Source organism: Henriciella sp. AS95, assembly GCF_038900055.1.
Classification (GTDB): Bacteria; Pseudomonadota; Alphaproteobacteria; order Caulobacterales; family Hyphomonadaceae; genus Henriciella.
The window spans coordinates 205,778-231,092 of the sequence record NZ_JBBMQM010000001.1; the positions used below are offsets into that span (position 1 = coordinate 205,778).

Consider the following 25,315-nt stretch of genomic DNA (forward strand, 5'->3'; position numbering starts at 1 on the left):
ATCTGCCTTTGAAAGGGGATAGACATGAACTTTGATACCTACACAGAACGCGCCAGAAGCGTGATTCAGACGGCCCAGACCGGCGCCCTTGCCGCAGGCCACCAGATTTTTCTTCCGGAACACATCCTGAAAGCCCTGCTGGAGGACCGCGACCGCATGGCCGCGAACTTGATACGCGCGGCCGGCGGTAATCCTGAAATCGTCCAGCAGAAAAACGACGAAGCGCTGCGCGCCCAGCCTTCGGTTTCCGGCGGCGATGCCGGTCTGCGCCTCGACCAGAAAACGGCGAAGCTTTTTGCTGACGCCGAAGCGGCCTCGAAACAGGCTGGCGACAGCTACATCACGGTTGAGCGCCTGCTTGCCGCCATGGCCGGGCTCTCCGGCTCGAAAGTCCACGATGCCCTGAAAGCCGGCGGCGTGGATCAGGCCGGTCTTGACGCCGCCGTCACCCAGCTTCGCCAGGGCCGCACGGCCGATACCGAGAACGCTGAAGAGGGCTATGAAGCGCTCAAGAAATATACGCGCGACCTGACAGCCGATGCGCGGTCGGGCAAGCTCGATCCAGTTATTGGACGTGATGAGGAAATCCGCCGGACCATCCAGGTCCTCTCACGGCGTTCGAAGAACAATCCCGTCCTGATCGGCGAGCCGGGTGTCGGTAAAACCGCAATCGCCGAAGGCCTCGCGCTGCGCATCATCAATGGCGACGTGCCAGAAAGCCTCAAGGACAAACGCCTGCTCGCTCTCGATATGGGCGCGCTGATTGCCGGTGCGAAGTTTCGCGGCGAGTTCGAGGAACGCCTCAAGGCGGTGATCAAGGAGATCGAACAGGCCGAAGGCGGCGTTGTTCTCTTCATCGACGAGATGCACACCCTCGTAGGGGCGGGCAAGACGGACGGCGCGATGGACGCGTCAAACCTGTTGAAGCCAGCGCTCGCGCGCGGTGAACTTCACTGTGTCGGCGCAACGACGCTGGATGAGTATCGCAAATATGTCGAAGGCGACCCTGCCCTGGCGCGCCGCTTCATGGCCGTCTACATTGACGAGCCGACCGTGGAAGACACCGTCTCCATCCTGCGCGGACTGAAGGGCCGCTACGAGGCTCACCACGGCGTTCGGGTTTCCGATGCAGCCATCGTGTCGGCTGCCAGCCTGTCCAATCGTTACATCACCGACCGCTTCCTGCCGGACAAGGCCATCGACCTGATGGACGAGGCAGCATCCCGTTTGCGGATGCAGGTCGACTCCAAACCAGAAGAGCTCGACGAGATCGATCGAAGGCTTATGCAGCTGCGCATTGAAGCGGAGGCGCTCAAGAAGGAAAAGGATCAGGCGTCCAAGGACCGGCTAGACAGCATCGAGACCGAAATCGAAGATCTTCAAGCCCAATCGGACGAGCTGACAACCGCCTGGGCCGCCGAGAAGGAGAAGCTGAAAGGCGCCGCCTCTGCCAAGGAAGACCTGGATCGGGCGCATGCGGAAATGGCTGAAGCCCAGCGCCGCGGCGACCTCTCGCGCGCATCCGAGCTGAAATACGCCGTGATTCCAAAGCTGGAAGCCCAGATTGCGTCCGTTGAACAATCCGAAGGCGATGAGGGCGAAGCTGAACCGGGACTTGTCTCGGAAGTGGTTCGGCCTGAGCATATTGCCGCTGTAGTCTCAAAGTGGACGGGCATCCCCGTCGACAAGATGATGGAAGGCGAGCGCGAGAAGCTCCTGAGTATGGAAAACAAACTCATGGAGCGTGTCGTCGGCCAGGATGAAGCGCTTGCGGCCGTCTCGAACGCGGTTCGCCGCGCCCGGGCAGGGCTGCAGGATCCGCATCGCCCGATCGGCTCCTTCCTGTTCATCGGCCCGACCGGCGTCGGTAAAACCGAGCTCACCAAGGCGCTGGCTGAATTCATGTTCGATGATGACAGCGCCGTGCTTCGGCTCGACATGTCGGAATTCCAGGAGAAGCATTCGGTCGCCCGGCTGATCGGCGCGCCTCCCGGCTATGTCGGCTATGAAGAGGGCGGCGTTCTGACGGAAGCCGTTCGTCGGCGCCCGTATCAGGTCGTCCTGTTCGACGAGGTCGAGAAGGCCCACCCGGACCTCTTCAATACGCTGTTGCAAGTGCTCGATGATGGGCGGCTCACCGATGGCCATGGCCGCACGGTCGACTTCCGAAACACGATCATCATTATGACGTCCAATCTCGGCGCCGATGCACTTGCCAGCGGTGACGCCGGCGAGATCAACGAGGCCCAGCGCGAGGCTGTCATGACGGCCGTACGCGGACACTTCCGGCCGGAGTTCATCAACCGGATCGATGAGATCGTCTTCTTCAAGCGGCTCGGCCGCGAGCAGATTGACTATATTGTCGACATCCAGATGGACCGTCTGTCGAAACTGCTGGCCGATCGCAAGATCAAGGTCGAGCTGTCTGAGGCGGCCCGCAAGTGGCTGGCCGAACGCGGTTACGACCCGGTCTATGGCGCGCGTCCGCTGAAGCGCGTGATTCAGAAGGAGCTGCAGGATCCCCTCGCTCGCCTCGTTCTGGAAGGAAAGATCGCCGACAATTCAACGGTGACAGTCGATGTGGAGGGCGATGCCCTCTCCATCAACGGCGTTCCAAATCAGTTCGCCAAAGGGGCTGCAGCCCTGAATTAGGGCTACATCCTGCACAAACCTTGCGCGCCCCTGCTCGACATCCGGGCGGGGGCGTTTGCATTTGTGGCGTCGGTGTCGCGCCTGAAAATTACGTCGGTCCGCACAAATCCCATTATTTGCAACACAACGAATAGCTTACACCCCGCTGCATGCATTTTTGCATGATTGTCTTGCGTAATTGTGCTCTTCAAAAATGCTGCGCCCGCGAGATAACTGATGCTGCACCCGCGAAACACGTGGGGCATTGGGGACGGGCAACGACCCGCACAACCAAATAATGAAAGGCTTTTCAAAATGAAAAACCGCGTTTCCTCCATCCTATTCGCTCTTTCCATCTTCGGCGGCGTTGCACACGCTGAAACCTATACCGAAGTGAATGCCACCCTCACCTTCGAAACCGACCTGCTCGAAACGCAGGACGGTGCGTCGGAAGTGCTCGCCAGCCTTGAAAAGCAGGCCGCTCGTCATTGTCGCAAGGTCTCCGGCGTTGCCGTCGGCCTCGTCGTCGACGAAGTCTGCGCCAAGGACATGCTGTTTCAGGCGGTGAACACGATCGCCGACCCGAAACTGACGGCGGCCTATGCTGACTCAGCCCTTTATGTTGAGACCGTCTCTGACCGTATGCAGCTTGCCGGACTGTAGGTCTGGCCGCAGCGTCAAGAACGCTTGATTGAAAAAGCCCCAGCCAGAACGGCCGGGGCTTTTTTACAATCAGAATTCTTTTTTTCTTCGGCCCGACGGGCCATCCCGCGATTTACGGGGCTGGCGGCGCGGCTGCCGCATCAGCTGGAAAAGCCTCCTCGGCGGAAACAAGCGTCACGCCAGCCTCATCGGCGCCGAGACGATCAATGTCTTCGCGGCGCTGGATGAAGGCCTCCATGATATCAGGCGTGTCGGCAAGCTTGCGTCCGGTCGGAAGGTCGAGCGTCATCGCATTGACCTGCTTGCCGCGCACCAGCACTTCGTAATGCAGGTGAGGACCGGTCGAGGCTCCGGTTGAGCCGACATAGCCGATAATATCGCCCTGGCGGACGCGCTGACCCGAGCGGAACTTTCCGAAGCGGGACAGGTGTGCATAAGCCGTCGAATAGCCATTCGCATGCTTGATGCGAACATAATTGCCGTATCCGCCATAGCGATTGGCCCGTTCGATCGTGCCGTGGCCGGCCGCGTAGACCGGCGTGCCGGACGGTGCGGCAAAGTCGGTGCCCTTGTGGAGCTTGTTGTAGCCGGAAATCGGATGACGGCGATAACCGAAATTGGAAGAGAGACGCGCCCCATTGATCGGTGTCTTCATAAGGAATTTGGTCGCCGCTTCGCCGTTCGCGTCGAAATAATCCATCACGCCATCATCGGACGGCGTGAATTGGTAATAGCCTTTGTTCAGCGCCTTGCCATTGATCGCGGCGTAGACCACCTCGCCGGAACGGACGCGATTGCCGCGCTCATCGACCATTTCCTCATAGACCATCTCGAAGGAATCGCCCGGGTGGATATCGCGCTGGAAGTCGAGGTCATAGCCAAAGATGCGAGCGAAATCGACAACTTGCTGATCATGCGCGCCCTGCTTGAGGGCGGCTTCATAGATGCTGGTATCGATGGTGGCCGAGATGCGCCGGGCGACCGGTTTGGTCTGCGCGCTCAGCACAACCGGCATGAATTCGCCATCCGACAGGCGTTTGGAAAGGATTTGCTTGCCGGCTTCATTCGAAAACGAAAGGGACGTCAGTTCCGCATGATCCGGACCCGCAAAATTCGCCTTGATCTCAAGACCAGGGCGGACGCGGCGCGGATCGATCAGCTCAGCCTCATAGACGGCGCGAAGGGCGCGGCTGGCCTCAGCGGGCGTTGCTCCGAGGTTCTGAACCAGCTCGGTCAGCGTTTCGCGGGATTTCAGAGTGCCATCACGGGTCGAGACGGCGGACGCGGCGTCCATATCGTCGGCAGACAGCAGCGTGGTCGCCAGCGGCACAGCAAGGCTGATCTGAACGACCGGTTGGGCTTCGGCCTTACGGGCCTGGCCGATGAAATAAAATGTCGAAAGACTGACGGCAGCAGATGCAACCCCAAGAAGGGCAACGCTGGTCATGCCGCGCGATAGCTGAATATTCAAATTCGGGCCTCCATGCTTCCAGCGTGACAAACACGATGGGAAACTTCAAGTGATTGCCCCTGTCGGTTGATCCACCCGGCCCCATATAACGCCATAGGTTTAATCAGTCCCGCCCGGTAACGTCTTAATTTCTACACAACCGGGTATGCAAGTCGATACCTGCATGATTATGCAGCGCGAAGTATTAATTTTCAGGCAGGATCGGCATGCAAAGCCATCTTCTAAACTGGCGAAAATGGCAATTCTGGCTCGGACTTGTTGTCCTGCTGCTCGTCCTGACGCTGGTTTCTGCATGGTTACTTCGCGTCCAGATCGCCCAATATGGCGTTCGCCAGTGGTGCCAGTCCCAATCACTGACCTGCTCGGCCAGCATTTCAGACCTCGGCTTCTCACGCATTCGTGCCACATCGGTTTCTGTTAAGTCGGCAACAGACGAAGTCCCTTTCGAAGCCGAGGAAGCCGTCATTGCGCTGGACTGGCCGGGCCTGTTCAAACCCGCTGTAAAATCAGTAGAGCTCCGCTCGCCAATTCTGAGGGGCACTTACAGCGAAGATGCCATCACCTTTGGCGGCCTTGAAAAATTTGCCTCCGGAGAGAGCTCGTCAGCCGCCGCTCCGAGCTTCAATGTCAGGGATGCCCGTATCGAACTGATGACGCCAGCCGGGCCGGTCGCGATGACGGGTGAAGCGAGCGGCCAGATGCCCCTCCAGGTCGACCTTCAGGCAGAGATCGAGCCTGTGGAGCTTGAAACCGACGGCAACCGCCTGGACATCCGCGAAGGCAGCATCAATCTCTCCATCGTCGGCCTTAAGATAGCCGGCCAGGCAGAGTTCGAACTTGCGGAGGCGACGTTCGATACGCTCGAAGCCTCGGACATCAAACTCAGTGCCAATATGGAGGAAGGGATCCTCCCGGCCATTGACTGGTCAGCATCAGCCAGCGCCTTCGAGCGCCCCGGCCTGTCGCTGTCGGACGCGGAATTTGCCGGGACGCTGTCGCTCGCAAACCCACTGGAGAAGGCCGAAAACGCCTCTTGGCTGAGCCGCATCAAGACCGGGACCGCCGAAGGCAGCGTTAGGTCTCTGAAATGGCTCGACAACAGCGCTGACGCCATAGAGCTAACGCTCGAAACCGAGCGCGCGGACAGCAAGCTGAAGACAAATTATGGCCTGATCGTCTCTGGCGTGGACCGTCCAGATGTCACTGCCGATGAACTGACTCTGAGCGGAGACGCGACAAGTGATGACACGTTCAAGACTGTCGATGCACGCGGCGACCTGAGCTTCAAGGGTGTCAGCATTCCTCCGGCCTACCGGGCAGATCTGCTCTCCAGCCTGCAGCTCGGCGGTCCGTTCGAGGCACACTCGGCAGCGCTTCGGCGCGCGCTTTCCGACGCACTTGTTGATGTCGGCGGGGGCACTGGCTTCAAGCTGACCCTGGAAGACGGCGGCTACTGGTCTGTGGTTTCAACGCGGGCCATGTCGATCAAGAGCGCCGACGGAACCCACCTCGCCATCAACCCCCAAAATGCAAAGCCAGCGCTCAATGTCGCCGATGAAGGGGTCGAGCTCGCCGGACTCGTCACGCTGGATGGACCGCATGTGCCGAAGCTTGTCGTGGACCTCTCACGAGCAAGCCTGGGCAGCGATCTCACCATTGAAACAGGCGGGGTGACGCTGAGCCCATGGACGGCCGGTGGACTCACCCTGTCCAGTGACCTGAACGAGGTCCATTTCGAGCGGGCCGACGGCACGCCCCGGCTGCAGGCCGTTGGGGAGCTTCGCGTGGACGGGAAGCTCTACGGCCAGGACTTCGCGAAAACGCGCGTATTTGGCGGTATCGACGCTGCCGGCGGGTCCAGCTTGCGCGTCCAGACCCTGCGCGAACCATGCCTCGGCTTCGACACGCAAGGTATTCGCACTGGTGCCGACTATGCCATCGAGCCGGTCTCGCTGCAGCTTTGCCCGAGAGATGGCCGCGTGGTTCGCCCCGTGGCGGGTGGTTCTGCCGGCACAATCGACCTTGGAGCCGTGAAACTGCCGTTTCGAGGCGAAAGCACATCGGGCACACTGTCATTGCAACAGGCCGTCCTCGACTGGTCAGCCACCAGCACGGCCCGCCTCGACCTCAAGGGCCAGCAAATGTCGCTGCCGCTGCAGATTGGCGAAAAGACCCTGATCATCAATTCGACCGAACCAGAGATCGCGCTCACGACAACCAGCCCGGTCGCGCTCAATGCGAGCACGGGCGCGTCGACATTCAGCGGCACGCTCGTGCCAGCGGACATCAGCCTCGACCAGCTGACACTGTCGGCGACCCTGCCATCCACCGGGATAGAGGGAGACGCAACGGCGACCGGCGTCGAAGTCCGTGATCGTGGCGAGGATCCCCTGTATCTGCCCCTCAGGGGTGATCTGTCGGCTATTTTCGATAACGGCATCATGCAGCTGTCAGGCCCGATAACGACGCGTCCAGCCGGCCAGAAAATTGCTGACGTCAATCTGGAGCTCGACATCCTTGCGCTGGACGGCACGGCGTCCGTCATTACGCCTGACCTGACCTTCATGCCACGCGGCTTCCAGCCGACAGCGCTCAGTGACCGGGTGCGAGGCTTTCTGTCGAATGCGCGCGGGACGCTGAAGGCCTCAGCCGAATTCGTCATCGCCGCCGGCAGCACTACGGGCACTGGATGGGTGTCTGCGGAAGACTTTGGATTCGATACGTTGCGCCTTGGCGCGGTGAACGATGTCAACGGGCGCATAGAGTTCGACGACATCATGCAGCTGACGACACCGCCAGGGCAGGAAATCCGCATCGGTCAGATCAGTCCCGGTATTCCCCTGCGCGACGGACGCATCCGCTTTCAGCTGAATGAAGGGCTTGAAGCCACGATTGAAGATGCCCGCTGGCCTTTCGCAGGCGGCGAAATCTTTACCGGCGGGTCCAGCTGGACGATCGCCGGGACGCGGGACGTCATAGAAATCACCGCGAGCGCGCTCGAACTGGCCCAGATCGTCAGCATCTTCGATCTGCCGGATGTGAAAGCACAAGGCACGGTCACCGGCAGCTTCCCGGTCGAGATTATCGGCCCGAACACATTCATCAGGAACGCCACCCTCACAGCAGACAGTGAAGGCGGGACGATCGCCTATACCGGCGATGTGGGCGATGCGGCGGCGGCAGCCGATGAGAGGGTCAGCATGGCTTTTGACGCGCTCAAGGACTTTCGGTTTTCGGTGCTTGAGATCGGCGCTGACGGAAATCTCAGCGGCGACATCCTCATCACCATGCGCCTTGTCGGGAAATCTCCGGAAGTGCTGGATGGGGCGCCGTTCGCGTTTAACATCGGCATCGATTCCAAGCTGATGCAGCTGATCCGTACCGGGCGCAGCATTACATCCAGTGACTGGCTTGCGGATGTCGCCGCTGAATCGGTCAAGAATTCCAACACTGCCGACACCGGCTCCGCCGCGCCTGAACAATAGTCAAACTTGTATTCAAGCCCCGTTCAGGCCACATGGTTCATGATGACCGCGTAATGAAGGATAGCAATGTGACCCGACCCCTCCTCCTGTCTGCGGCATTGATCGCATCACTGGCCGCGTGCTCGCCAACGGTGAAGCTGCAAGCGCCAACAGAACCCATCACGATCAATCTCAATGTAAAGATCGATCAGGAAGTGCGGATCAAGCTCGACAAGGAAGTCGAAGATCTGATCGCCAGCAATCCTGATATCTTCTAGGTCCACAAAGGTGTCTCATATGACCCGTTTCTTCAAACTTCTTTCAGCCGTCGCGCTCATGACCGTCGCCACTATCACGATGGCCGCCCCTGCCCAGGCGGCGGATCCTCAAATCGAGACCGCCAAGGAACAAGGTGTCGTCGGCGAACGTATCGATGGCTATCTAGGCATCGTCGACGGTGGCGCAGACGCGTCGCTGATCCGCCGCGTGCAGGACATCAACAATAAGCGCCGGGCCGCTTATGACGATCTCGCCAACCAGACCGGCACAACGCCCGAGCAAGTCGCCCGCGTAACCGGCGAGAAGCTTGTTGCTGGCGCCGCATCCGGTGAGTTTGTCATGGACGACAGTGGGGCCTGGACACAGAAATAATCTGGTCCGGTTTCCCGCAAGTCATGTCCCGAACGTCTATTATTGCCATCATCGCTGGCGCTCTGGCCCTTTTCCTGGCCGGTTGGGGCGTGGCTGTCCTGTGGTCCAATCTCGGCGTCACCATGACCATGCACGGCTGGATTGCCTACGGACTCGGCTCGCTCGGTTGTCTTGCCCTGTCAGCGGGCCTGTTCTGGCTACTTTTCCACAGCGCAAGAGGCGGACACGACGATCTTGTGGGCCACGACGACGAGCACGGGTGACAAATCACCTGCAATCGGGCAGTCAATGATCTGGCGAATCGGGTAGCGTAGAACACCGACCAAAGGGGCCAGACCATGCAAGCCAATATCGATCCGGCGCATCTTTCCGCTTACATCGCATCGCGCATCTGTCACGATCTGGTGTCGTCCGTATCCTCCATCACCAACGCGCTCGACTTCATGAACGAGCCACAGGACTCAGACATGCGGCTCCAGGCTGAAAAGCTTCTGCATGACGGTGCAGACAGCGCGGCGTCCAAGCTGAAATTTCTGAGATATGCGTTTGGCTCAGCCGGTCTCTCCAAAGGCGCAGCCGACATTCACGAAGCCAAACAGATCACCGAGCGCTTCGTTGCCAGCCACAACTATCAACCGACGTTGAACTGGGACATCGAAACCCAGCACCTCAGCTTTTCGCATGCCCGCCTCGTCATGAACATGGTGATGCTGGCCGTTGACTGTTTGCCGCGCGGCGGAACCATCAATGTGAAGGTTCGCAACCAGACGGACGGGTTGGGGATCAGCGTGGCAGCCTCTGGTGACCGCTGCAAACTTCGCGAAGACACGGCCGACGCTGTATCCGGCAAGGAGCCGCAGGACGGTTGGTCGGCCCGGACCGTGCAGCCTCTGTTTACCCGCATCATTGCCGAGGGCCTTGGCGGCGACCTGCGCGCAGAACCGCGGGACGGCGGAGAGATCGCGCTCGTTTCAACAGGCCTCAGCGCCGAAGGCTGAGCGACGGTTCCGGAACGCCCTCACCGGCGAAGCCTTAAACTTCGGTAAATCAATTTCTGGCCAGATCAGCCGGTCCGCCTTATTGGCGGCCAACGATAAATTCAATTTTTTATCTTTTGGTGGATTATGAATCCGAATGGACATAGTTTCTGCCCGGGGAGACGCTATGAAGTCTTGTTTGATTGTTGACGATTCTCGTGTGGTCCGCAAAGTCGCCGGCCGCATTGTCCAGGACCTTCAGTTTAACGTGACTGAAGCCGGGGACGGCTCAGATGCGCTCAGCTCCTGCCGCGATAACATGCCGGATGCCATCCTGCTGGATTGGAACATGCCGGTCATGAACGGCCTCGATTTTCTGAGAGCGCTGCGCCGCGAACCAGGCGGCTCAAAGCCGGTTGTTGTGTTCTGTTCAACCGAGAACGACGCCGAGCATATTGGTGAAGCGATGCGCTCCGGCGCCAATGAGTTCATCATGAAGCCTTTCGACGCAGATATCATCCACAGCAAATTTGCAGAGGTCGGCCTCGTTTAAAGCAATTTATTAACCCGGATCGCATTTTTGTTAACGAACTGGGCGAAACCTGACCGGGCTGGTGAAAGACTATGGACGACTCGATCTACCGCGAAATTGCGACGCTGGCGCTGAATGGCTCCGGTCAGTATATTCCGCCAACGAAGTCGTACCTCATCGAAACGCGCCTTGGCCCGATCCTCCGCCGCGAGCAGTTTGCGGGCGTGGAAGACTTGCTGGCCTGTATTCAGGCCCGGCCAAGCAGCCCATTTGGCGCAGAAATGGTCGCCGCGCTGACCGGCAAGACGACTCAATTCTTCCGTGAGCGCGCCGCTTTTGAGCGTATTGTCAGCCACGTCCTGCCAATGATGGCGCCCTCCGCGCCCGATGGAAAACTGCGGATTTGGTGCGCAGGCGGCGGGAGCGGCCAGGAAGCCTATTCTCTCGCCATGCTTCTGGAAGAGTCCGACAATGAGGCCCTGAAAGACCTTCAGATCGAAATTCTGACCACCGACATCAGCGAGAAAATGTCTGTCCTCGCCCGCGCCGGGAAATTCGGTCATTTCGACGTGCAGAAGGGCCTTTCGATCCATCGCCTGCTCGCCAATTTCTCAAGGCTTGATACGGGCGAATGGCAGGTCTCCCAGACGCTCGCCAATCGGGTCGGCGTCCGCACCCACAATATTCTCCAGGATTGCAGCGGTCTTGGTCAGTTTGACGTGATTGTCTGCTGCAATGTGATCAGCGGTATGGGCGCACAGATGCGGGCCAAAGCCCTGGTCAACCTTGGCCGCCAGCTGACCGATAGCGGCGTGCTGGTGCTGGCGAAGAGCGAGACCGCAACCGGCCTGGTGACAGGGCTCGAACCGTCTCGCGACCTTCGCGGGGCCTACAGTCGAGACGTCACGCCGAACGCCCTGACGGCCGCCGCCTGAGGCGCCAGAAGCCTCTCAATCTAATATTCACGTAAGACTCCGGAACCTCCACCCCGGCCGCTCCTTTCCTGAAGGCAAGGTTGCCGTGCGTTCAGCCGGCATCTGATAAAAATGAGGGGTAAGAGAATAGGAGGTTCAGTATGAAACCGCTCAAGACATTGGGACTCAGTCTCGCCCTCACCACCACGCTTGCTCTGCCCGCCCTGGCCGACCACCCTCGCTACGGCAATCGCGGCGGCGAAGCGATCATTTACTCAAACTCGAATTTCACGGGGCGTTCGCTCCGCGTCACAGGCCCTATTCCACGTCTCGCGGACTATCGCTTTAACGACAAGGCCTCATCCATCCGCGTCACTGGCGGCGCCTGGGAAGTCTGCGTCGATGCCAATTACAGAGGACGCTGCGAAGTGGTCGAATTTCACGAAGGCCGCCTCAACGAGGTCCGTCTGAACAACAAGATCACCTCGATCCGCCCTGTGAATTACGGCTATCGCAGCCGCAATGACCGCTACGACCGTCACGACAGATATGGCCGCGACAATGACTACAATCGCGGTAATCGCTACGGGTATGGCGCGCGTTACAATGCGCCGCTCGTGCTTTACCAGGATCCGAATTTTCGCGGCAACGCTCTGCCCATCAATGGCGCCGTGCCAAGCCTCGGCCAGTTGCGCTTCAACGACAAAACTTCGTCCATCGCCATTCAGAGCGGCGCCTGGGAAGTCTGCACGGACGGCAATTTCCGTGGTCGCTGTGAGATTGTCACCGGCTCGATGAACGAACTGGGATATGTCCGTCTGAACGACAAGATTTCGTCCATCCGGCCCGCAGGACGCGGCTATGGATATGATCGCGATCGTGGCCGGCGCTGGTAGACAGCATGTCTTTGGGCTTCCCGTCTCGCCGATTGGGGAGTAGGAAGCCCGGCATGTCCAGCCAGCCCGTCTCTGACAGACTTATCGTTGTGGGCGTCCTTGCGGGCGCTCATGGCGTGCGCGGTGATGTCCGGGTGAAGAGTTTTACCGATATCCCGGACGACCTGTTCGAACTCGGTCCACTCTTGTCCGAAGGCGGCGACACGCTTCTGGAGCCGGCAAAGGTGAAGACCGCCTCCGACCATTTCATCGTCACTGCAAAACAGCCGCGGCAGAAAGAAGAATGGGACGCACTCAAAGGCGCAAAACTCTGTGTGCACCGAAGCGCGCTACCGCCGCCCGACGATGATGAATTCTATGTCGAAGACCTGGTCGCCCTGAAAGCGATGGACATGCACGGCCAGCCGGTCGGCACCATCAAGTCTGTCCAGAATTTTGGTGCGGGTGACCTGCTCGAGGTCGCGCCAGACAAAGGCCCGGCCTATTTCGTCCCATTTTCCCTGAAGGAAGTGCCCGAAGTCCACTTTGATGGGGGCTATGTCATTATCCGGGATGCAGAGACCTGGGCCGACCAGTCCGATCCGCGCAAGAATGACGAAAACGCCTAGATCGTTTCCGCCTTTTCCGCGAGGTCAAGAAGATAGGTTTCAAGCTTGCGGCTCTGGTTCTGCAGGTTGAAGTCCGTCATCGCGAACTCTCGTCCAGCCTCTCCCATCGCGGCGGTCCGCGCCTTGTCGGTCAGCATACGGGCCAGACGGTCGGCCAGAGCCGCCTCATCGCCCTCGTCGACCAGGTAGCCGGTCTCCCCATCCTTCACGCATTCTGTGATGCCTGCGTGGCGCGTCGCCGCCAGCGCGCAGCCTGACAGCATGGCTTCAATACAGACCAGCGGTAGTCCTTCGGCATCGCCAGACTTGGCGCGTTTCGAAGGCACCACCGCAATCCGCGCCTCGGCCCAGTGTTTGGGCATATCATCGGCCGGCACCCAGCCTGGCAGTTCGACCTCCACACCGGCGGCTTCAAGGTCTGCGACGAGGCCATCTTTAAGGTCGCCATCACCGATCAGACGCACCGTCCAGCCTTCCAGTTCCTCACCCAGCCGGGCGAGCGCCGCGATCAGCGTGTCGATCCCTTTCTTCTCGGTCCAGCGACCTGCGAAGACCATCAGATCCTTTTTCTCGCCGGGCTCGAATCGGGCCGGGTCAGCGGTATTGTGGTGCACCACCATCTTGTCTTCGGGCGCGCCTTTAGACAGCAATTCCTCCCGGATGAAATTCGAGCATGGCAGGATCAGCTCGGCTTCTTTCCAGAGCTTTGCACGCCGGCGATTATAGACCCGGATGAAGCTGTTCTTGGTATTGGTCGTCTTTGTCGCGTCGCCGCCATAATAGGTAACCGCCAGCGGCAGGCCCAGCTTCTTCGCAATGGGCAGGGCGTAAGCGCCGGACTTGCCAAAACTCGCATGCAGCGCCACCGGCTCATAGGCTTTCAGCGCCTCTTCCAGCTTTGGGGACACACGCTCCAGCTGTTTGAAAGCGGCCTCTCCGCCTGGTCCATGAAGCGGGCCAAGTTCGATGACCTCAGCGCCCTCAGGCACCGGCCCTTTCAGCTCATGGCCAATATAGAGCGGCTTCAGTTTGCTGAAGGCAGAATAGCCGCGCGGAATAAAGCTCTCCGATGGTGTAAACAGCTTGTCGCAATAGGCGAGGAAGTATCGCGGGGTGCTCATTTACAACCGAACCCTTTCTGGTTGGATGCGACAGCGTTCAATCCAGCAGGCCAAAGGCGCGATTCAACGCCGGCCCCGCCTTGCGCACACATGTCGTCTTTCGATTTCGCAGCAGCGCTCTGAGTATTGCAGCGTCCGGCAACCGTCAAACACGTCTTGGCAGCAAAAGCTGCATCGCCTAAGACCGCGCTTCAGCATCTGCAAGGACACCGACATGACCGCCTACCGTTTGTTCGGCGCCGAAACTTCACCTTATTCAGCAAAAGTGCGCTCATTCCTGAAATATAAGGGTGTCGACTTTGAATGGATCGGGCGCTCATCAGCGACCGAAGAAGAATTCCAGTCCTTCGCCAAGGTCCCGACCGTGCCGCTCCTGGTGTCGCCCAACCGCGCGCCGAACCAGGACTCCACTGACATTCTTTCACTGGTTGAGAATGATATCTCCGACCCGTCCTGCGTGCCGGACGACCCGGCCTGCGCTGTGCTTGCCCTCATCCTCGAAGACTACGCCGATGAGTGGCTCAACAAGGCGATGTTTCTCTATCGCTGGGGCGCCAAGCCTGACCGTGAAGAAGCCGCCGACCGCACCATGGACCAGCTTTTCTCCGGCAAGCTGCCGCGCGCAAAGAAAAAGACCCGCGACCAGATCGTGAAACGCATGCGCGAGCGCCTGCCTCTGGTTGGCGTCGAAAAGAAGAATGAAAAGTCTCTCAAGACATCGGCGGAGCGGTTCATCACGCTGCTCAATGCCCATCTGGAGAATAATCTCTTCATTTTTGGCGGACGCCCATCAGTGGCCGATTTCGCGCTGGCCGGTCAGCTGTCACAAATGCTGCTTGACCCGACGCCCGGCGAATATTTGCGCAAGAGCGCGCCTTTCGTGACCGCATGGTGTGAGTTCATGGACGCCCCGAAAGCGGGTGCGCCCTTCAAGACGCTCGAAGAATTGGAGCCGACCCTTCTTCCGCTTTTCGCCGATGAAGTGGCCCAGACCTATCTGCCATGGGCAGACGCCAATCTCGATGCCAACCAGTCGAAGAATGACCGCATGAGCGTGAAAATCGAGAAAAAAGCGTTCGAGCAGGTCACTCAGCGCTATGCCGCGACGTCGTTCAAATCTGTCCAGAAAGCCGTCCGGCGTCTCAGCGACAATGAAACCCTGTCCGCCTTCCTGGACAAGGCGGGGGCATCAGCCTTCTTCGACAAAGGCAACAAGAAATAGCGAAACAAAAAACCCCGGCACCTTTCGGCACCGGGGCTTCGTTCCTGTCAGGGGGAGGTCGGCGCCTAGGCGGCCGAGACCTTGTCTCCCTGGATCAGTTTCGGCTTCGACTTTTTACCGGCCGTTGAGCCGATTTCGATCTTGCGCGGCTTCTTGGCTTCAGGAAGCTCACGAACCAGATCGACGCGGAGCATGCCGTTCTGCAGGCTTGCACCGGTCACAATGACGTGATCAGCGAGCTGGAAACGGCGCAGAAATCCGCGCTCAGCAATGCCACGATGCAGGAATTGGCGCGCTTCGCCATCCTCATCGCCGGACTTCTTGCCGGCCACGGTCAGGAGGTTGTCCTTGGTTTCGATTTCCAGGTCGTCCTCAGCAAAGCCGGCCACCGCGATTTCGATCGCGAAGGCGTCGTCTGCAACGCGCTCAATATTATAGGGGGGATAACCCTGCGTGCCGTCCAGACGGCTCGCGGAATCGATCATGCTGGCCATACGGTCAAAGCCAACCATGGTGCGATAAAGGGGGGTGAGATCAATCGTGCTCATGACTTACAGTCCTCTCTAAGCAACTGTGTCCGGCAGGGCCGGACCATCATATTTGCGGTTCTTCTGTCACTCCGGCCCGTTCATCGGCGCCGGCAGATTACCGGTCCGGGCCCGCTTGGCAGCGCCCAGACAATATGTATTTGGGTAGGCAGGAATATTGTTCAAGTCTCTAAGGGAGAAGACAATGAAGTGGATATTTGGTGCGAGCCTCGCGGCTATGGTCCTGGCGGGTTGTGGCAGTGATGCCGATGTCGATCAAACAACCGATTCGCCGACACCGCCGGCAGAAACGTCAGATACGAGCGCTGACACGGCAGACGCGACCCGTTTCTCTGTCTCGGACGCGATGGCAGGTAGCTGGCGCACCGAAGGCGAAGTGGCCCGCGACGACTTTCGTCATCCTGCCGAGACGCTCGAATTCTTTGGTATCGAAGGCGACGACACCGTCATCGAGATCTGGCCCGGCGGTGGCTGGTATACCAATATTCTCGCCCCCTATCTTTACGAGAATGGCGGCCAGTTCATTGCAGCCTGGGTGAATCCGGAACGGTCTGAGCGCGCCGCTTCGTCGCTTGAGGCGTTCAGGGCGAATTATGCCGAATACCCCGATACGTTCGGAGAGATCCAGTATACCACTTACGACGCCGAGTCCGGTCCGCTCGGCGAGCCTGAAAGCGTCGATGCCGTTCTCACCTTCCGCAACCTCCACAACTGGATGGGCGGTGACTATGCCGACAAGTTCTTCAATGATGCCTACGCCGTGCTGAAGCCCGGCGGGGTGCTCGGCGTGGTTGAACACCGCCTGCCATCCTCGGCAGAGCAGGACCCATCGGCGCCCACCGGCTATGTGCATGAAGACTATGTCAAAGCGCTCGCCAAGGCGGCCGGTTTTGAGTTCGAGGCTTCAAGTGAGATCAACGCCAATCCCGCAGACACCGCCGATCACCCTTTCGGTGTCTGGACGCTGCCCCCGGTCTCCCGGACGACAGACCGCGATGGAAATACGCCTGAAGGTTTCGATGCTGACGCCTATACCAGCATCGGCGAGTCGGATCGCATGACGCTGAAATTCGTCAAGCCAGCCGAATAGGCCGCTTGTCGGACGCGTGACATCAAGCTTAGAAGGCGGGTCATGACGATCCGCCTTCTTTTTCCGACGCATCTCTCACAGACCCGCTACGGCGATGAGGCCTTCCGCGAGGAAGCCGAGGCCGCGTGCTGGATGATCGAGGATGGCGACACAGCCGGCCACGACTGGTGTGAGGAAAAGGGCTATCCCGGTTACACGTCCTACGCCTCGCTCGACGACTTGCCAGGCCGTGCTCCCGCCTTCGGGCAGCTGGCGAAAGCGCTGACAAAACAGGCCACACAATTTGCCAGAGAGCTCCACTGGGAGCTGCCGAAAAAAGGCCTCAGCCTCGACGCCTTCTGGATCAATATCCTGGGCGAAGGCGGGAACCATTCTGGCCACATCCACCCCGGCAGCGTGATATCCGGCACCTATTACGTCTCCCTGCCGCCCGGTGCTGGCGATATCCGGTTTGAAGACCCGCGTCTTGCCATGATGATGGCAGCCCCGCCGCTTCAGGATAACGCCCCCGAAGCGCTGAGCCGGTTTATCTATATCGCGCCACAGCCGGGCGATGTCCTGATGTGGGAAAGCTGGCTGCGCCACGAGGTCATGGCCAGCCAGACGGAAGAGCCGCGCATTTCGATCAGCTTCAATTTCGGTCTGGCAAGCTAAGGCAGCTTCGATCTGCCCTTTGCTACATAAAGCGCACTTGACGGTCTGGCCCGCCTTGTGCAGTGCAGCGCAAGACATTTGGCCAGAAAGTTTGACCATGGATATCAGCAAAATTTCGTCCGGGCAGAACCCGCCCCACGACCTCAACGTCATTATTGAAGTCCCGCTCGGTGGTGAACCGATCAAATACGAAATCGACAAGGCATCGGGCGCCATGTTCGTCGACCGCTTCCTCTACACGTCGATGCGTTACCCCTGCAATTACGGTTTCGTGCCGCACACGCTCAGCCTTGATGGCGACCCGATCGATGTGATGGTCGTGGGACAGCGCGCCCTTGTGCCCGGCGCCGTCGTGCGCGCGCGCCCGGTTGGCGTCCTGCTGATGGAAGATGATGGTGGTCAGGACGAGAAAATCCTCGCCGTGCCGCACGAGAAACTCACCCGCTTCTATGAGAAGATCCACAATTACACCGATCTTCCTGAAATCCTCGTCGACCGCATCATCCACTTCTTCACTCACTACAAGGACATGGAGCCCAATAAATGGGTTAAGGTGCAAGGAGTCGAGGGCGTCGAGAAGGCTCGCGAACTCATCGAGGCGTCACTCGAGCGCTACAAACCGGAAGCGTAAACCGGGGCTGATCAGGCTTGGAACTCAGCGTCTGGCTCGCCTTGATCGGCCTTTTTCTGGCTGGCGGGCTGACGCCCGGTCCGGCGGTGATGCTCGTTGTGTCATCATCGCTGCGATACGGCTTCAGGCCAGCCATGCTTCCGGCGATGGGCGTCTCGACGGCGAATTTTGTCTGGATCGGACTGGCCGCAGGCGGCGCGGCCGCCATCGCGACGCAATTTCCGTCGGCTTTCCTCTTCCTGAAGCTTGCAGGCCTCGCCTTCATTATCTGGCTTGCCATCGGCCTGGTTCGCGCGAAACCGCGTGACCTGCGCCTGTCGCGCGAAGCCATGCCGAAGCGGGCAGCGCTGTTCGGAAAAGGCCTTGGCCTGCAGCTCGCCAACCCGAATGCACTGGTCTTCTTCGGCGCTCTGCTGCCGGGCTATTTTGACGCCAGCCGGCCGATGTGGCCTCAAATCCTGATCGCGCTCGCGACAATCACTTTCAGCGAGATGTTCGGCCTCGCGATCTATGCAGGCGCGGCCGACCGCATGGCGAAGAATTTCGCCAGCCCGGTTTTCGCCAAATGGTTCAATCGCGGGGCGGCCGCGCTGATGGTCGGCTCTGCTGGATTTGCTGTCTGGGCGACCAGTCAGCCCTAGGCTTCGACAACCGAGAACTCGCCGCTTTGCGGATCGCACCAGTGCAGCTCGCCAAGCGCGATGGCAAACCATGCCCCGTGCAGCTCCAGTGTGCCGGCCTCGACCCGCTCCTTCACGAATGGAAACGTCATCAGATTCTTGATCGACGTGCGCACACCCGCAAATTCCAGCGCCGTCTGGTTATCGTCGTGACCGTGCTTCAGGACCTCATCCCGCGCGCCGTCGAGCAGGCTCACCCAGGGCGCGATGAACTGGCCAATCGGCTTGTCATCGGCGGCAGAGAGCGATGCATTCACGCCGCCGCAGCCGCCATGACCCATGATCACGATGTGCTTCACTTCTAGGGCCGTTACCGCAAACTCCACCGCGGCGCTGACACCATGCAGGCCGGCGGAGGTTTCATAAGGCGGCACCAGATTTGCGACATTGCGAACGACGAAAAGCTGCCCCGGCGCAGCGTTGAAGATGTCAGCAGGCTCTGCGCGGCTGTCAGCGCAGGCAATGATCATGACGTCCGGATCCTGGCCTCGCCCCAACTCCTCATAGAGGCGGGACTGGTGCTTGTAGGTGCCCCGGCGAAATGCGCGGTAGCCCTCTTTCAACTCTTCCGGAGTCCTCATTTTACCGTCCTTCTGCTCAATTGTGCGCCCGAAATAGCGACACCGGCTGGGTTGTGCAATTCAAATCGAGACGCTGCGTTCACTTTCGCCAAACTTTTGGCAATTATGGTGGGTACAAATAGCCCCAAACCTGCCGGATCATGGAGCCTCAGCGTGGCCGAGAGTGAAACTAAACCGAAAAAGAAAAAGACAACGCGCCGGCGCCAGGGTCCGCGCCGAAGCGAAGCCTCCCGCGCCGCAATTCTTGACGCGACGCGCGAGGAACTGACGGCAAATGGCTGGCGCAAGCTTTCAGTCGACGGTATCGCGCGCACCGCGCATGCCTCGAAGCAGACCATTTATCGCTGGTGGCCGGCGACCGGGAATATGTGCCTCGAGGCCGCCACTGCGATGCTTCAACCCGCGTCCGCCGGATCATCCGAGCCGATCGACCGCATCGCCGCCCTGCTCTATCCGTTCGAAGCCGCGACGCGCACCGGCAATGGCCACGCGGTCCTTCGCGGTGCTCTCATGGCAGCAGCCGACGAGAAGGAAGCCGGGGAGACCTGGCGTGGCTGGCTGAAGGCCAATGTCCGCGCGCCCTTGCGCCTGATCCTCGCTGAACTCGCCGCCAAGCATAAGATCCGCCGCGATTACGACCTTGATGAAGCGGTGAACCTGCTGATGGCGCCGGCCTGGCATAATCTGCTGATCATGCGTGCACCGCTCAAGGCCGGGTTTTCGCATGAACAGGCAAACCGTTTGCTGCAGGTCCTGCAGGCCTAGGCTTTCGCGCCGCGTTTTCCGCTTCCGTAAACCGGATTGCTGGCTGCGCTCTCCTCGTCGAGAGGCCAGCGAGGCCGCGCCGTGAACGCAAGACTGTCATCAACCACAAGACCGGCCTGGAGCCGTTCGGCGCCGGCCAGCGCAATCATCGCTGCGTTGTCTGTGCAGTGTTTCAAGGGCGGCGCAATCAGACGCGCCCCGTGGCGCGCGGCAACCTCATCAAGCGCCGTTCTGATTGTCTGGTTCGCCGCCACGCCGCCAGCGACCACGAGGCGGTCTCCATCGAAGCCATCCAATGCCCGGTCGGCGCGCGCCGACAGGCAGTCAGCAATGGCGCGCTGATAGCTCGCGCAGAGATCAGCCACATCTTTCTCTGACAGCGCCTTGTCCTCGATGACCCGCGCCGCTGCTGTCTTCAGGCCCGCAAAGCTCATATCGAGCCCATCGCGGTCCAGCAGTGGACGCGGCAGCTTGTAGCGGTGCTCGTCTCCGCCTTTTGCCGTGCGCTCGACGGCCGGTCCACCCGGAAACCCAAGGCCGAGAAGTTTGGCAAGCTTGTCGAACGCCTCACCAGCGGCATCATCGATCGTCGTTCCAAGACGATGATACTGGCCGAGCCCGTCCACACGAATGAACTGGCAATGCCCGCCAGACACCAGCAACAGCATATAGGGAAAGGCGCAATCCTCAGCGAGGCGCGGGCTAAGCGCATGGCCTTCCAGATGATTGACCGGAATGAATGGCTTGCCGGATGCCAGCGCCATCGCCTTGCCGGTCATCATGCCGACCATGACCCCGCCAATCAGGCCTGGGCCCGACGTCGCCGCGATCCCGTCCAGGTCGCCAAGAGCGAGACCGCTCCCGCCCAGCGCCGCTTCAACGACGCGGTCCGCAATATCTGCATGAGCCCGCGCGGCGATCTCAGGCACAACACCGCCATAGGGCGCATGCTCCTCGACCTGGCTTCGCACGATTTCCGACAGGATCGTCGCGCGGCCATTGTCCAGGCGCAGCACAGCGGCCGCGGTCTCATCGCAGCTCGTTTCAATGCCAAGAATGGTCACAGCGCTCATACGCGCTCACATAAAGACTGCGACGGGCAACGAAAAGCCTTCGCTGTCACTCGTCGATCAGGGCGCCGAGCATGGAGTGTATCCAGGTTTCGCGATCCTGATTGTAGATCTTGAAGGTCGTCGCAAAGTCCCAGTGACACCAGCCGAAGCCGTTCTCTTCGGCTGTTTCCCGGAAAGCGCGGGTCCATTTTGCGCGCTGCTCAAGGGGGACATCCTCATAGACACCAAACTCACCGACAAACATCGGGTGACCTTGCTCGAGCGCGAACACCCGCGCCTGTTTTGCCCCCAGCTTCATTCTTGAGATGTCGTCACGCGTGCCCCAGCGCGTGCCGGTTGGCGGCGGTGGGTTCGCGAAGAAGGCTCCCTGATGGGTAAAGTCATAAGGGTCGTAATTGTGGAAGGTCAGGATAATCCTGTCATCCTTTGGCGGACGGCTCTTCAGCAGCGCTTCAAGGCTCCCCCAGCCGGCACTGCCGACAATGACCCAGCGGTCTGGATGCTTCTCCCGAATGATCGCCAGAAGTTCGCGATTGACGCTGTCGGTCTTGCGGACCGTCATCTTGTCTCGCGGTTCATTGATCAGCTCAAAGATCACATTGTCCGGCGCGCCTTCAAACGCCTCCGAAATCTGACGCCAGATCGCACCGAGACGCGGGCGCTGGGCCTCTGGGCGCTCCATCAGGGCATCGAAGTGGTGAACATCGATGATAATCTGCAGATCGGCTTCAATGGCCCAGTCTGCGATCTCCTTTACCCGCGCCATAAAATCCGGATCGATCGTGTACGGCTTGTCTTTCGCCGTGTGCCCGCTCCACTTTACGGGAAGACGGATCGTGTCGAACCCGGCCTCCTTGATGCGCTTAAAGTCCGCCCTGCGAACGGTGTAACCCCATTCGCCTTCGCTCGGCCCTTCCAGCGATCCGCCCAGGTTCACACAGCGCTGGACCGGGCTAGCTTTGACGGACGCAGACTCGGCATTGGCGACCTGCACACCGGGTGAGCAGGCGGCGATCATCAAGGCAGCAGCAATGGCAAGGTATCTCATGATCGTTCCATCCTGACCGGTCCGGGTTAAGAAAAGACACGCACGCGCTGTGCCAGATGACGCAGCGCCGCTGTCTTGCGTCACAATCTCTGACACATTAGCAGGGCGGAAACTGGACAAGGCGAAGGCAGCATGACGGCAGGCAAGGCGCCACAGATGAAATTGAAGATCGGCACGCGCGGCTCTCCGCTGGCGCTGGTTCAGGCGCGTCAGGTCGCAGCGGACATTGAACGCCTGTCAGGCGGCGATGTCGTCGGCGAGATTGTCGCCTTCACGACCGGCGGCGACAAGCTGACCACAGAACGTCTGATCAATGCCGGCGGCAAGGGCCTTTTCACCCGCGAGATCGACGCCGCTGTCGATGATGGGCGCTGTGATCTTGCCGTGCACAGTCTCAAGGATGTGCCCGGCGCGATTCCCGATGGCCAGGAACTGCTCGCCTATCCCAAGCGCGAAGACCCGCGTGACGGCTTCATCACCGTCAATGGCATCAAGAAACTTGCTGACCTCCCGCGAGGCGCCACCGTCGGCACGGCGAGCCTGCGCCGAGAGTCCCAGACGCTGGCGCTGCGCCCTGACCTCAACATCGTGACGTTCCGCGGCAATGTGCAGACGCGGCTCAAGAAGCTCGAAGACGGCCTGGCAGACGCGACCTACCTCGCCATGGCCGGTCTCACCCGTCTCGACATGGCGCATCTGGCGAGCCCCGTCCCGGTTGAGACGATGATCCCCGCCGCCGGGCAAGGCATCATCACGATTGCCGCACGACCCGATGATCTGGACGCCGACATCGTCGCCTTGCTGCGCAAGCTCGACGACCCGATGACGCGCCTTGCCGCAACAGCCGAGCGCGCTTTCCTCATTGAGCTTGATGGCTCCTGCCGCACGGCGATGGGTGGCCACGCCTATTTCCATGATGATCTCTGGAAATTCTCAGGCGAGGTCCTGCGCCCGGATGGTTCACAGCGCTGGGTCGAACATGGCATCGCCCAAGCTGATGCCAGCGAAGACGAACTGGCCGAACTCGGCCGCGCGGCGGGTCAGCGCATCCGGGCCGCAGCCGGCGGCGATCTTCCCGCTTTCGAAGATGATTGAACCGGCAAAGCCCATAATCATCATTACACGCGCAGAACCCGGAGCCTCGCAGACCGCCGCGCGTCTCGGCGAAATGGGCCTGCCTCATATTCTGTCTCCCGCCATCGAACTCGCCGCGCGCGATGAAGCGCTGCCGGATCCATCGCAATATGCCGGTCTCATCTTCACCAGCGCCAACGGGGTCCGCTTCTTTTCTGATGTCAGCGAGGTGCGTGACCTGCCTGCATGGTGCGTCGGCCCGGCGACAGCATCAGAAGCCGTCCGCGAAGCGTTCAGCCCTGTCCATCAATCCTCCGGCGACGCCCATGACCTCGCCCATTTCATCGCCCATCACTGGCATGCTCACACGCCGAAGAAATTGCTCCACATCGCAAATGCCGCCGCAAAGGGCATGGTCAAGCAGGCGCTGGAAAACGAAGGGTTTGAGGTCGACTTCGTCCCGCTTTACGAGGCCCGCCCCGCCGCATGCCTCGCCGCCGATGCAGATGACGCGCTAAGGTCAGGCCAGAACACCATCGTCCTTATTCACTCGGCAAAAGGCGCAGAAGCCTTTCTGGGGCTTGCAAAACAGGCCGATCTATCCAAAACCAGATTTGTCACGATTTCGGAACAGGCAGCCAGACCGCTTCAGGCCGTGCAAACGGGCGGTGTGACTGCCGCGAGCCATCCGGATGAAGATCATCTGCTTGAGACGCTTGAAAAAGTGCTCGCAAATCGCTGATCGTGCCATAGTCACTGCAGGCGGCTGGGGAGCGCGCAAGAGGTAGACCGATGAGCGACCAACCCAACCACGCATCCGACCCGATTGATGCCGAGTTCGAGCCGGCCGAAAATCCGGAGACGGCCAGCCTCGACTATGAGAAGCCGGCAAAATCCTCGCGTGGCCCCGGCTGGATCTCCCTGACTCTTGTCCTGTTCATTGCCCTCGGGGCCCTGGGCGTCTCTGTCTGGTCATCAGGCTTGCTGACGCAGACAAGCCTGCCGAGCCCGACCGAAACCAGTCTCGCAGATCTTCGCCAGGACCAGCAGGAGATTGATCAACGCATCGCCGATTTCGCCGCCCAGCTGGAAGGCACAATCGACCGCGTCGATAGCGAGATCGAGCGCCTGGAAACGGATCTCGCCGCTGTCGAAACGGCCCCTGCCGCCATGCCGGAGCTTCCCGAAGATGCAGCCGCCTTTGACGCGCGCCTCGCCAGCCTCGAAGACCAGCTCACTCAGCTCACCGAAGCCCAGGAAGGCGCTGTCAGCCCGGCCCGCATCGAAGCGATCGAAACCGCGCTTCAATCGGCGACGACGCAAACCGGCGGCGCCAGCGACGCTCAGCTGGTCAGCCTCAAGGCGGAGCTGGAAACACTCCGCGCCGACCTCACCGCTCTGCAAAGCACGCAGGAAACACTGACCAGCGAAGTGAGTGAAGCGCGGTCCGACGCCCAGAACATGTCCCGCGCTTCCGCACAGATTCTGGGGGCCTCCCTTGCCCTTGATGCGATCGAGGCCTCAGCGGCCCGCGGCGAAGCCTTCCCGGAAGAATATAAACAGCTGCAGGACACCCGTCCTGACGATCCGGACGTCACCGCCCTTGCCGGTCTTTCGAAAATCGCCATCCCGACCATGGGCGAACTCAAATCCAGCTTCAGCCGTCTGCGCAATGACGCGCTCGCCCGCGACACCGAAGAGGGCTCTGGCCTCGGCTGGGTCAACACGGTCTTCGGCGAATCGGTCAGCGTTCGGCGGTCTGCCTCGGGCAGCGAATCGGCAAATCTGATCACCGACGCGCAGGCCGCCCTGGCTCGCGACGATCTTATGGTCGCCATCGATTCAATTGAGGCGCTGCCCGCTAATACAAAGGCCGTTTTCCAGACCTGGCTCGCCGATGCACGCCGCCGCGCCCGGCTTGAAGATTCTCTTGAGACTTTACGGTTAAAGCTGATCTCGGCCGGACAGGAAGGCTGACGGCCGCGCACCGCTTCTGGCGGTAAACAGGGCTGTTTGGGGCA

General features: G+C 60.2%; 26 protein-coding genes. 20 read left to right on the plus strand and 6 right to left on the minus strand.

What is annotated here, in order from left to right; genetic code table 11:
• The first annotated feature begins 24 nt into the window (after positions 1-24).
• Positions 25-2,652, plus strand: a complete 2,628-nt coding sequence (clpB, locus tag WNY37_RS01050) for an ATP-dependent chaperone ClpB (protein ID WP_342971598.1) — start codon at positions 25-27, stop codon at positions 2,650-2,652.
• 294 nt (positions 2,653-2,946) lie between these two features.
• Positions 2,947-3,294 carry a hypothetical protein gene (locus tag WNY37_RS01055; protein ID WP_342971599.1) on the plus strand — a complete coding sequence of 116 codons (348 nt, stop codon included), beginning with the start codon at positions 2,947-2,949 and terminating at the stop codon, positions 3,292-3,294.
• A gap of 112 nt (positions 3,295-3,406) precedes the next feature.
• On the opposite strand, the gene WNY37_RS01060 is transcribed toward WNY37_RS01055, so the two are convergent.
• A complete protein-coding gene (locus WNY37_RS01060) occupies positions 3,407-4,765 on the minus strand; it encodes a M23 family metallopeptidase (protein WP_342971600.1) in 1,359 nt (452 codons plus the stop codon).
• Between the two features lie 206 nt (positions 4,766-4,971).
• Here WNY37_RS01060 and WNY37_RS01065 point away from each other — a divergent pair, with 206 nt between their 5' ends.
• The 9 genes from WNY37_RS01065 to rimM all read left to right on the plus strand — a co-directional run bounded on the left by WNY37_RS01065 (position 4,972) and on the right by rimM (position 12,807).
• Entirely contained in the window at positions 4,972-8,250 is a 3,279-nt protein-coding gene (locus WNY37_RS01065; protein ID WP_342971601.1) for a YdbH domain-containing protein, read from the plus strand.
• A gap of 68 nt (positions 8,251-8,318) precedes the next feature.
• Positions 8,319-8,507, plus strand: coding sequence for a YnbE family lipoprotein (locus WNY37_RS01070; protein ID WP_342971602.1), 189 nt, complete (start codon positions 8,319-8,321; stop codon positions 8,505-8,507).
• Positions 8,508-8,526: 19 nt separating this feature from the next.
• Positions 8,527-8,880, plus strand: coding sequence for a YdbL family protein (locus WNY37_RS01075; protein WP_342971603.1), 354 nt, complete (start codon positions 8,527-8,529; stop codon positions 8,878-8,880).
• A 23-nt stretch (positions 8,881-8,903) separates the two neighbouring features.
• Complete coding sequence (locus tag WNY37_RS01080) at positions 8,904-9,143, plus strand: hypothetical protein (RefSeq protein WP_342971604.1); 240 nt, start codon at positions 8,904-8,906, stop codon at positions 9,141-9,143.
• A gap of 75 nt (positions 9,144-9,218) precedes the next feature.
• Entirely contained in the window at positions 9,219-9,878 is a 660-nt protein-coding gene (locus WNY37_RS01085; protein WP_342971605.1) for a histidine phosphotransferase family protein, read from the plus strand.
• A 166-nt stretch (positions 9,879-10,044) separates the two neighbouring features.
• Positions 10,045-10,410: a response regulator gene (locus tag WNY37_RS01090; protein ID WP_342971606.1), complete on the plus strand. Its 366-nt coding sequence runs from the start codon at positions 10,045-10,047 to the stop codon at positions 10,408-10,410.
• Between the two features lie 71 nt (positions 10,411-10,481).
• Positions 10,482-11,324, plus strand: coding sequence for a CheR family methyltransferase (locus WNY37_RS01095; RefSeq protein ID WP_342971607.1), 843 nt, complete (start codon positions 10,482-10,484; stop codon positions 11,322-11,324).
• Positions 11,325-11,464: 140 nt separating this feature from the next.
• Positions 11,465-12,199 (plus strand): beta/gamma crystallin-related protein, encoded by a 735-nt coding sequence (locus tag WNY37_RS01100; RefSeq protein ID WP_342971608.1) that lies wholly within the window; start codon positions 11,465-11,467, stop codon positions 12,197-12,199.
• A 53-nt stretch (positions 12,200-12,252) separates the two neighbouring features.
• Complete coding sequence (gene rimM / locus WNY37_RS01105) at positions 12,253-12,807, plus strand: ribosome maturation factor RimM (RefSeq protein ID WP_342971609.1); 555 nt, start codon at positions 12,253-12,255, stop codon at positions 12,805-12,807.
• Here the strand turns inward: rimM and WNY37_RS01110 are convergent.
• Positions 12,804-13,928, minus strand: a complete 1,125-nt coding sequence (locus tag WNY37_RS01110; RefSeq protein ID WP_342971610.1) for a glycosyltransferase — start codon at positions 13,926-13,928, stop codon at positions 12,804-12,806. The genes rimM and WNY37_RS01110 overlap by 4 nt on opposite strands.
• Before the next feature lie 214 nt (positions 13,929-14,142).
• On the opposite strand from WNY37_RS01110, the gene WNY37_RS01115 reads away from it, so the two are divergent.
• Positions 14,143-15,150 (plus strand): glutathione S-transferase family protein, encoded by a 1,008-nt coding sequence (locus WNY37_RS01115; RefSeq protein ID WP_342971611.1) that lies wholly within the window; start codon positions 14,143-14,145, stop codon positions 15,148-15,150.
• 65 nt (positions 15,151-15,215) lie between these two features.
• Here WNY37_RS01115 and WNY37_RS01120 read toward each other — a convergent pair whose 3' ends face one another.
• Positions 15,216-15,698 (minus strand): Hsp20 family protein, encoded by a 483-nt coding sequence (locus WNY37_RS01120; protein ID WP_342971612.1) that lies wholly within the window; start codon positions 15,696-15,698, stop codon positions 15,216-15,218.
• A 184-nt stretch (positions 15,699-15,882) separates the two neighbouring features.
• On the opposite strand from WNY37_RS01120, the gene WNY37_RS01125 reads away from it, so the two are divergent.
• The 4 genes from WNY37_RS01125 to WNY37_RS01140 all read left to right on the plus strand — a co-directional run bounded on the left by WNY37_RS01125 (position 15,883) and on the right by WNY37_RS01140 (position 18,714).
• The gene (locus WNY37_RS01125; protein ID WP_342971613.1) at positions 15,883-16,788 is read left to right on the plus strand and encodes a methyltransferase domain-containing protein; all 906 of its coding nucleotides are present in this window, start codon (positions 15,883-15,885) and stop codon (positions 16,786-16,788) included.
• Between the two features lie 42 nt (positions 16,789-16,830).
• Positions 16,831-17,442, plus strand: a complete 612-nt coding sequence (locus tag WNY37_RS01130) for a TIGR02466 family protein (RefSeq protein WP_342971614.1) — start codon at positions 16,831-16,833, stop codon at positions 17,440-17,442.
• Between the two features lie 97 nt (positions 17,443-17,539).
• Entirely contained in the window at positions 17,540-18,073 is a 534-nt protein-coding gene (gene ppa / locus WNY37_RS01135) for an inorganic diphosphatase (protein WP_342971615.1), read from the plus strand.
• 17 nt (positions 18,074-18,090) lie between these two features.
• Positions 18,091-18,714 carry a LysE family translocator gene (locus tag WNY37_RS01140; RefSeq protein WP_342971616.1) on the plus strand — a complete coding sequence of 208 codons (624 nt, stop codon included), beginning with the start codon at positions 18,091-18,093 and terminating at the stop codon, positions 18,712-18,714.
• Here the strand turns inward: WNY37_RS01140 and WNY37_RS01145 are convergent.
• Positions 18,711-19,334 carry a carbonic anhydrase gene (locus WNY37_RS01145; protein ID WP_342971617.1) on the minus strand — a complete coding sequence of 208 codons (624 nt, stop codon included), beginning with the start codon at positions 19,332-19,334 and terminating at the stop codon, positions 18,711-18,713. The genes WNY37_RS01140 and WNY37_RS01145 overlap by 4 nt on opposite strands.
• Positions 19,335-19,487: 153 nt before the next feature.
• Between WNY37_RS01145 and WNY37_RS01150 the strand changes: the two genes are divergently transcribed.
• On the plus strand, positions 19,488-20,099 hold the full coding sequence (locus WNY37_RS01150) for a TetR/AcrR family transcriptional regulator (protein WP_342971618.1): 612 nt from the start codon (positions 19,488-19,490) through the stop codon (positions 20,097-20,099).
• On the opposite strand, the gene tsaD is transcribed toward WNY37_RS01150, so the two are convergent.
• The gene (gene tsaD, locus WNY37_RS01155) at positions 20,096-21,163 is read right to left on the minus strand and encodes a tRNA (adenosine(37)-N6)-threonylcarbamoyltransferase complex transferase subunit TsaD (protein WP_342974859.1); all 1,068 of its coding nucleotides are present in this window, start codon (positions 21,161-21,163) and stop codon (positions 20,096-20,098) included. The two genes, WNY37_RS01150 and tsaD, sit on opposite strands and share 4 nt — an antisense overlap.
• A 55-nt stretch (positions 21,164-21,218) precedes the next feature.
• On the minus strand, positions 21,219-22,220 hold the full coding sequence (locus WNY37_RS01160; protein ID WP_342971619.1) for a glycoside hydrolase family 5 protein: 1,002 nt from the start codon (positions 22,218-22,220) through the stop codon (positions 21,219-21,221).
• A gap of 156 nt (positions 22,221-22,376) precedes the next feature.
• On the opposite strand from WNY37_RS01160, the gene hemC reads away from it, so the two are divergent.
• The 3 genes from hemC to WNY37_RS01175 are packed head-to-tail and all read left to right on the plus strand — an operon-like array spanning position 22,377 to position 25,271.
• On the plus strand, positions 22,377-23,315 hold the full coding sequence (gene hemC / locus WNY37_RS01165; protein ID WP_342971620.1) for a hydroxymethylbilane synthase: 939 nt from the start codon (positions 22,377-22,379) through the stop codon (positions 23,313-23,315).
• Positions 23,308-24,036, plus strand: coding sequence for a uroporphyrinogen-III synthase (locus WNY37_RS01170; RefSeq protein WP_342971621.1), 729 nt, complete (start codon positions 23,308-23,310; stop codon positions 24,034-24,036). The genes hemC and WNY37_RS01170 overlap by 8 nt, the downstream gene beginning before the upstream one ends.
• A 50-nt stretch (positions 24,037-24,086) precedes the next feature.
• Positions 24,087-25,271 carry a hypothetical protein gene (locus tag WNY37_RS01175; RefSeq protein ID WP_342971622.1) on the plus strand — a complete coding sequence of 395 codons (1,185 nt, stop codon included), beginning with the start codon at positions 24,087-24,089 and terminating at the stop codon, positions 25,269-25,271.
• The last annotated feature ends 44 nt before the right edge of the window (positions 25,272-25,315 follow it).

Bases quoted from the DNA above. Each gene is read 5' to 3' on its own strand.
- clpB (WP_342971598.1), top strand. From the start codon at position 25: ATGAACTTTGATACCTACACAGAACGCGCCAGAAGCGTGATTCAGACG.
- WNY37_RS01055 (WP_342971599.1), top strand. From the start codon at position 2,947: ATGAAAAACCGCGTTTCCTCCATCCTATTCGCTCTTTCCATCTTCGGC.
- WNY37_RS01065 (WP_342971601.1), top strand. From the start codon at position 4,972: ATGCAAAGCCATCTTCTAAACTGGCGAAAATGGCAATTCTGGCTCGGA.
- WNY37_RS01075 (WP_342971603.1), top strand. From the start codon at position 8,527: ATGACCCGTTTCTTCAAACTTCTTTCAGCCGTCGCGCTCATGACCGTC.
- WNY37_RS01080 (WP_342971604.1), top strand. From the start codon at position 8,904: ATGTCCCGAACGTCTATTATTGCCATCATCGCTGGCGCTCTGGCCCTT.
- WNY37_RS01085 (WP_342971605.1), top strand. From the start codon at position 9,219: ATGCAAGCCAATATCGATCCGGCGCATCTTTCCGCTTACATCGCATCG.
- WNY37_RS01090 (WP_342971606.1), top strand. From the start codon at position 10,045: ATGAAGTCTTGTTTGATTGTTGACGATTCTCGTGTGGTCCGCAAAGTC.
- WNY37_RS01095 (WP_342971607.1), top strand. From the start codon at position 10,482: ATGGACGACTCGATCTACCGCGAAATTGCGACGCTGGCGCTGAATGGC.
- WNY37_RS01100 (WP_342971608.1), top strand. From the start codon at position 11,465: ATGAAACCGCTCAAGACATTGGGACTCAGTCTCGCCCTCACCACCACG.
- rimM (WP_342971609.1), top strand. From the start codon at position 12,253: ATGTCCAGCCAGCCCGTCTCTGACAGACTTATCGTTGTGGGCGTCCTT.
- WNY37_RS01110 (WP_342971610.1), bottom strand. From the start codon at position 13,928: ATGAGCACCCCGCGATACTTCCTCGCCTATTGCGACAAGCTGTTTACA.
- WNY37_RS01115 (WP_342971611.1), top strand. From the start codon at position 14,143: ATGACCGCCTACCGTTTGTTCGGCGCCGAAACTTCACCTTATTCAGCA.
- WNY37_RS01120 (WP_342971612.1), bottom strand. From the start codon at position 15,698: ATGAGCACGATTGATCTCACCCCCCTTTATCGCACCATGGTTGGCTTT.
- WNY37_RS01125 (WP_342971613.1), top strand. From the start codon at position 15,883: ATGAAGTGGATATTTGGTGCGAGCCTCGCGGCTATGGTCCTGGCGGGT.
- WNY37_RS01130 (WP_342971614.1), top strand. From the start codon at position 16,831: ATGACGATCCGCCTTCTTTTTCCGACGCATCTCTCACAGACCCGCTAC.
- ppa (WP_342971615.1), top strand. From the start codon at position 17,540: ATGGATATCAGCAAAATTTCGTCCGGGCAGAACCCGCCCCACGACCTC.
- WNY37_RS01145 (WP_342971617.1), bottom strand. From the start codon at position 19,334: ATGAGGACTCCGGAAGAGTTGAAAGAGGGCTACCGCGCATTTCGCCGG.
- WNY37_RS01160 (WP_342971619.1), bottom strand. From the start codon at position 22,220: ATGAGATACCTTGCCATTGCTGCTGCCTTGATGATCGCCGCCTGCTCA.
- hemC (WP_342971620.1), top strand. From the start codon at position 22,377: ATGAAATTGAAGATCGGCACGCGCGGCTCTCCGCTGGCGCTGGTTCAG.
- WNY37_RS01170 (WP_342971621.1), top strand. From the start codon at position 23,308: ATGATTGAACCGGCAAAGCCCATAATCATCATTACACGCGCAGAACCC.
- WNY37_RS01175 (WP_342971622.1), top strand. From the start codon at position 24,087: ATGAGCGACCAACCCAACCACGCATCCGACCCGATTGATGCCGAGTTC.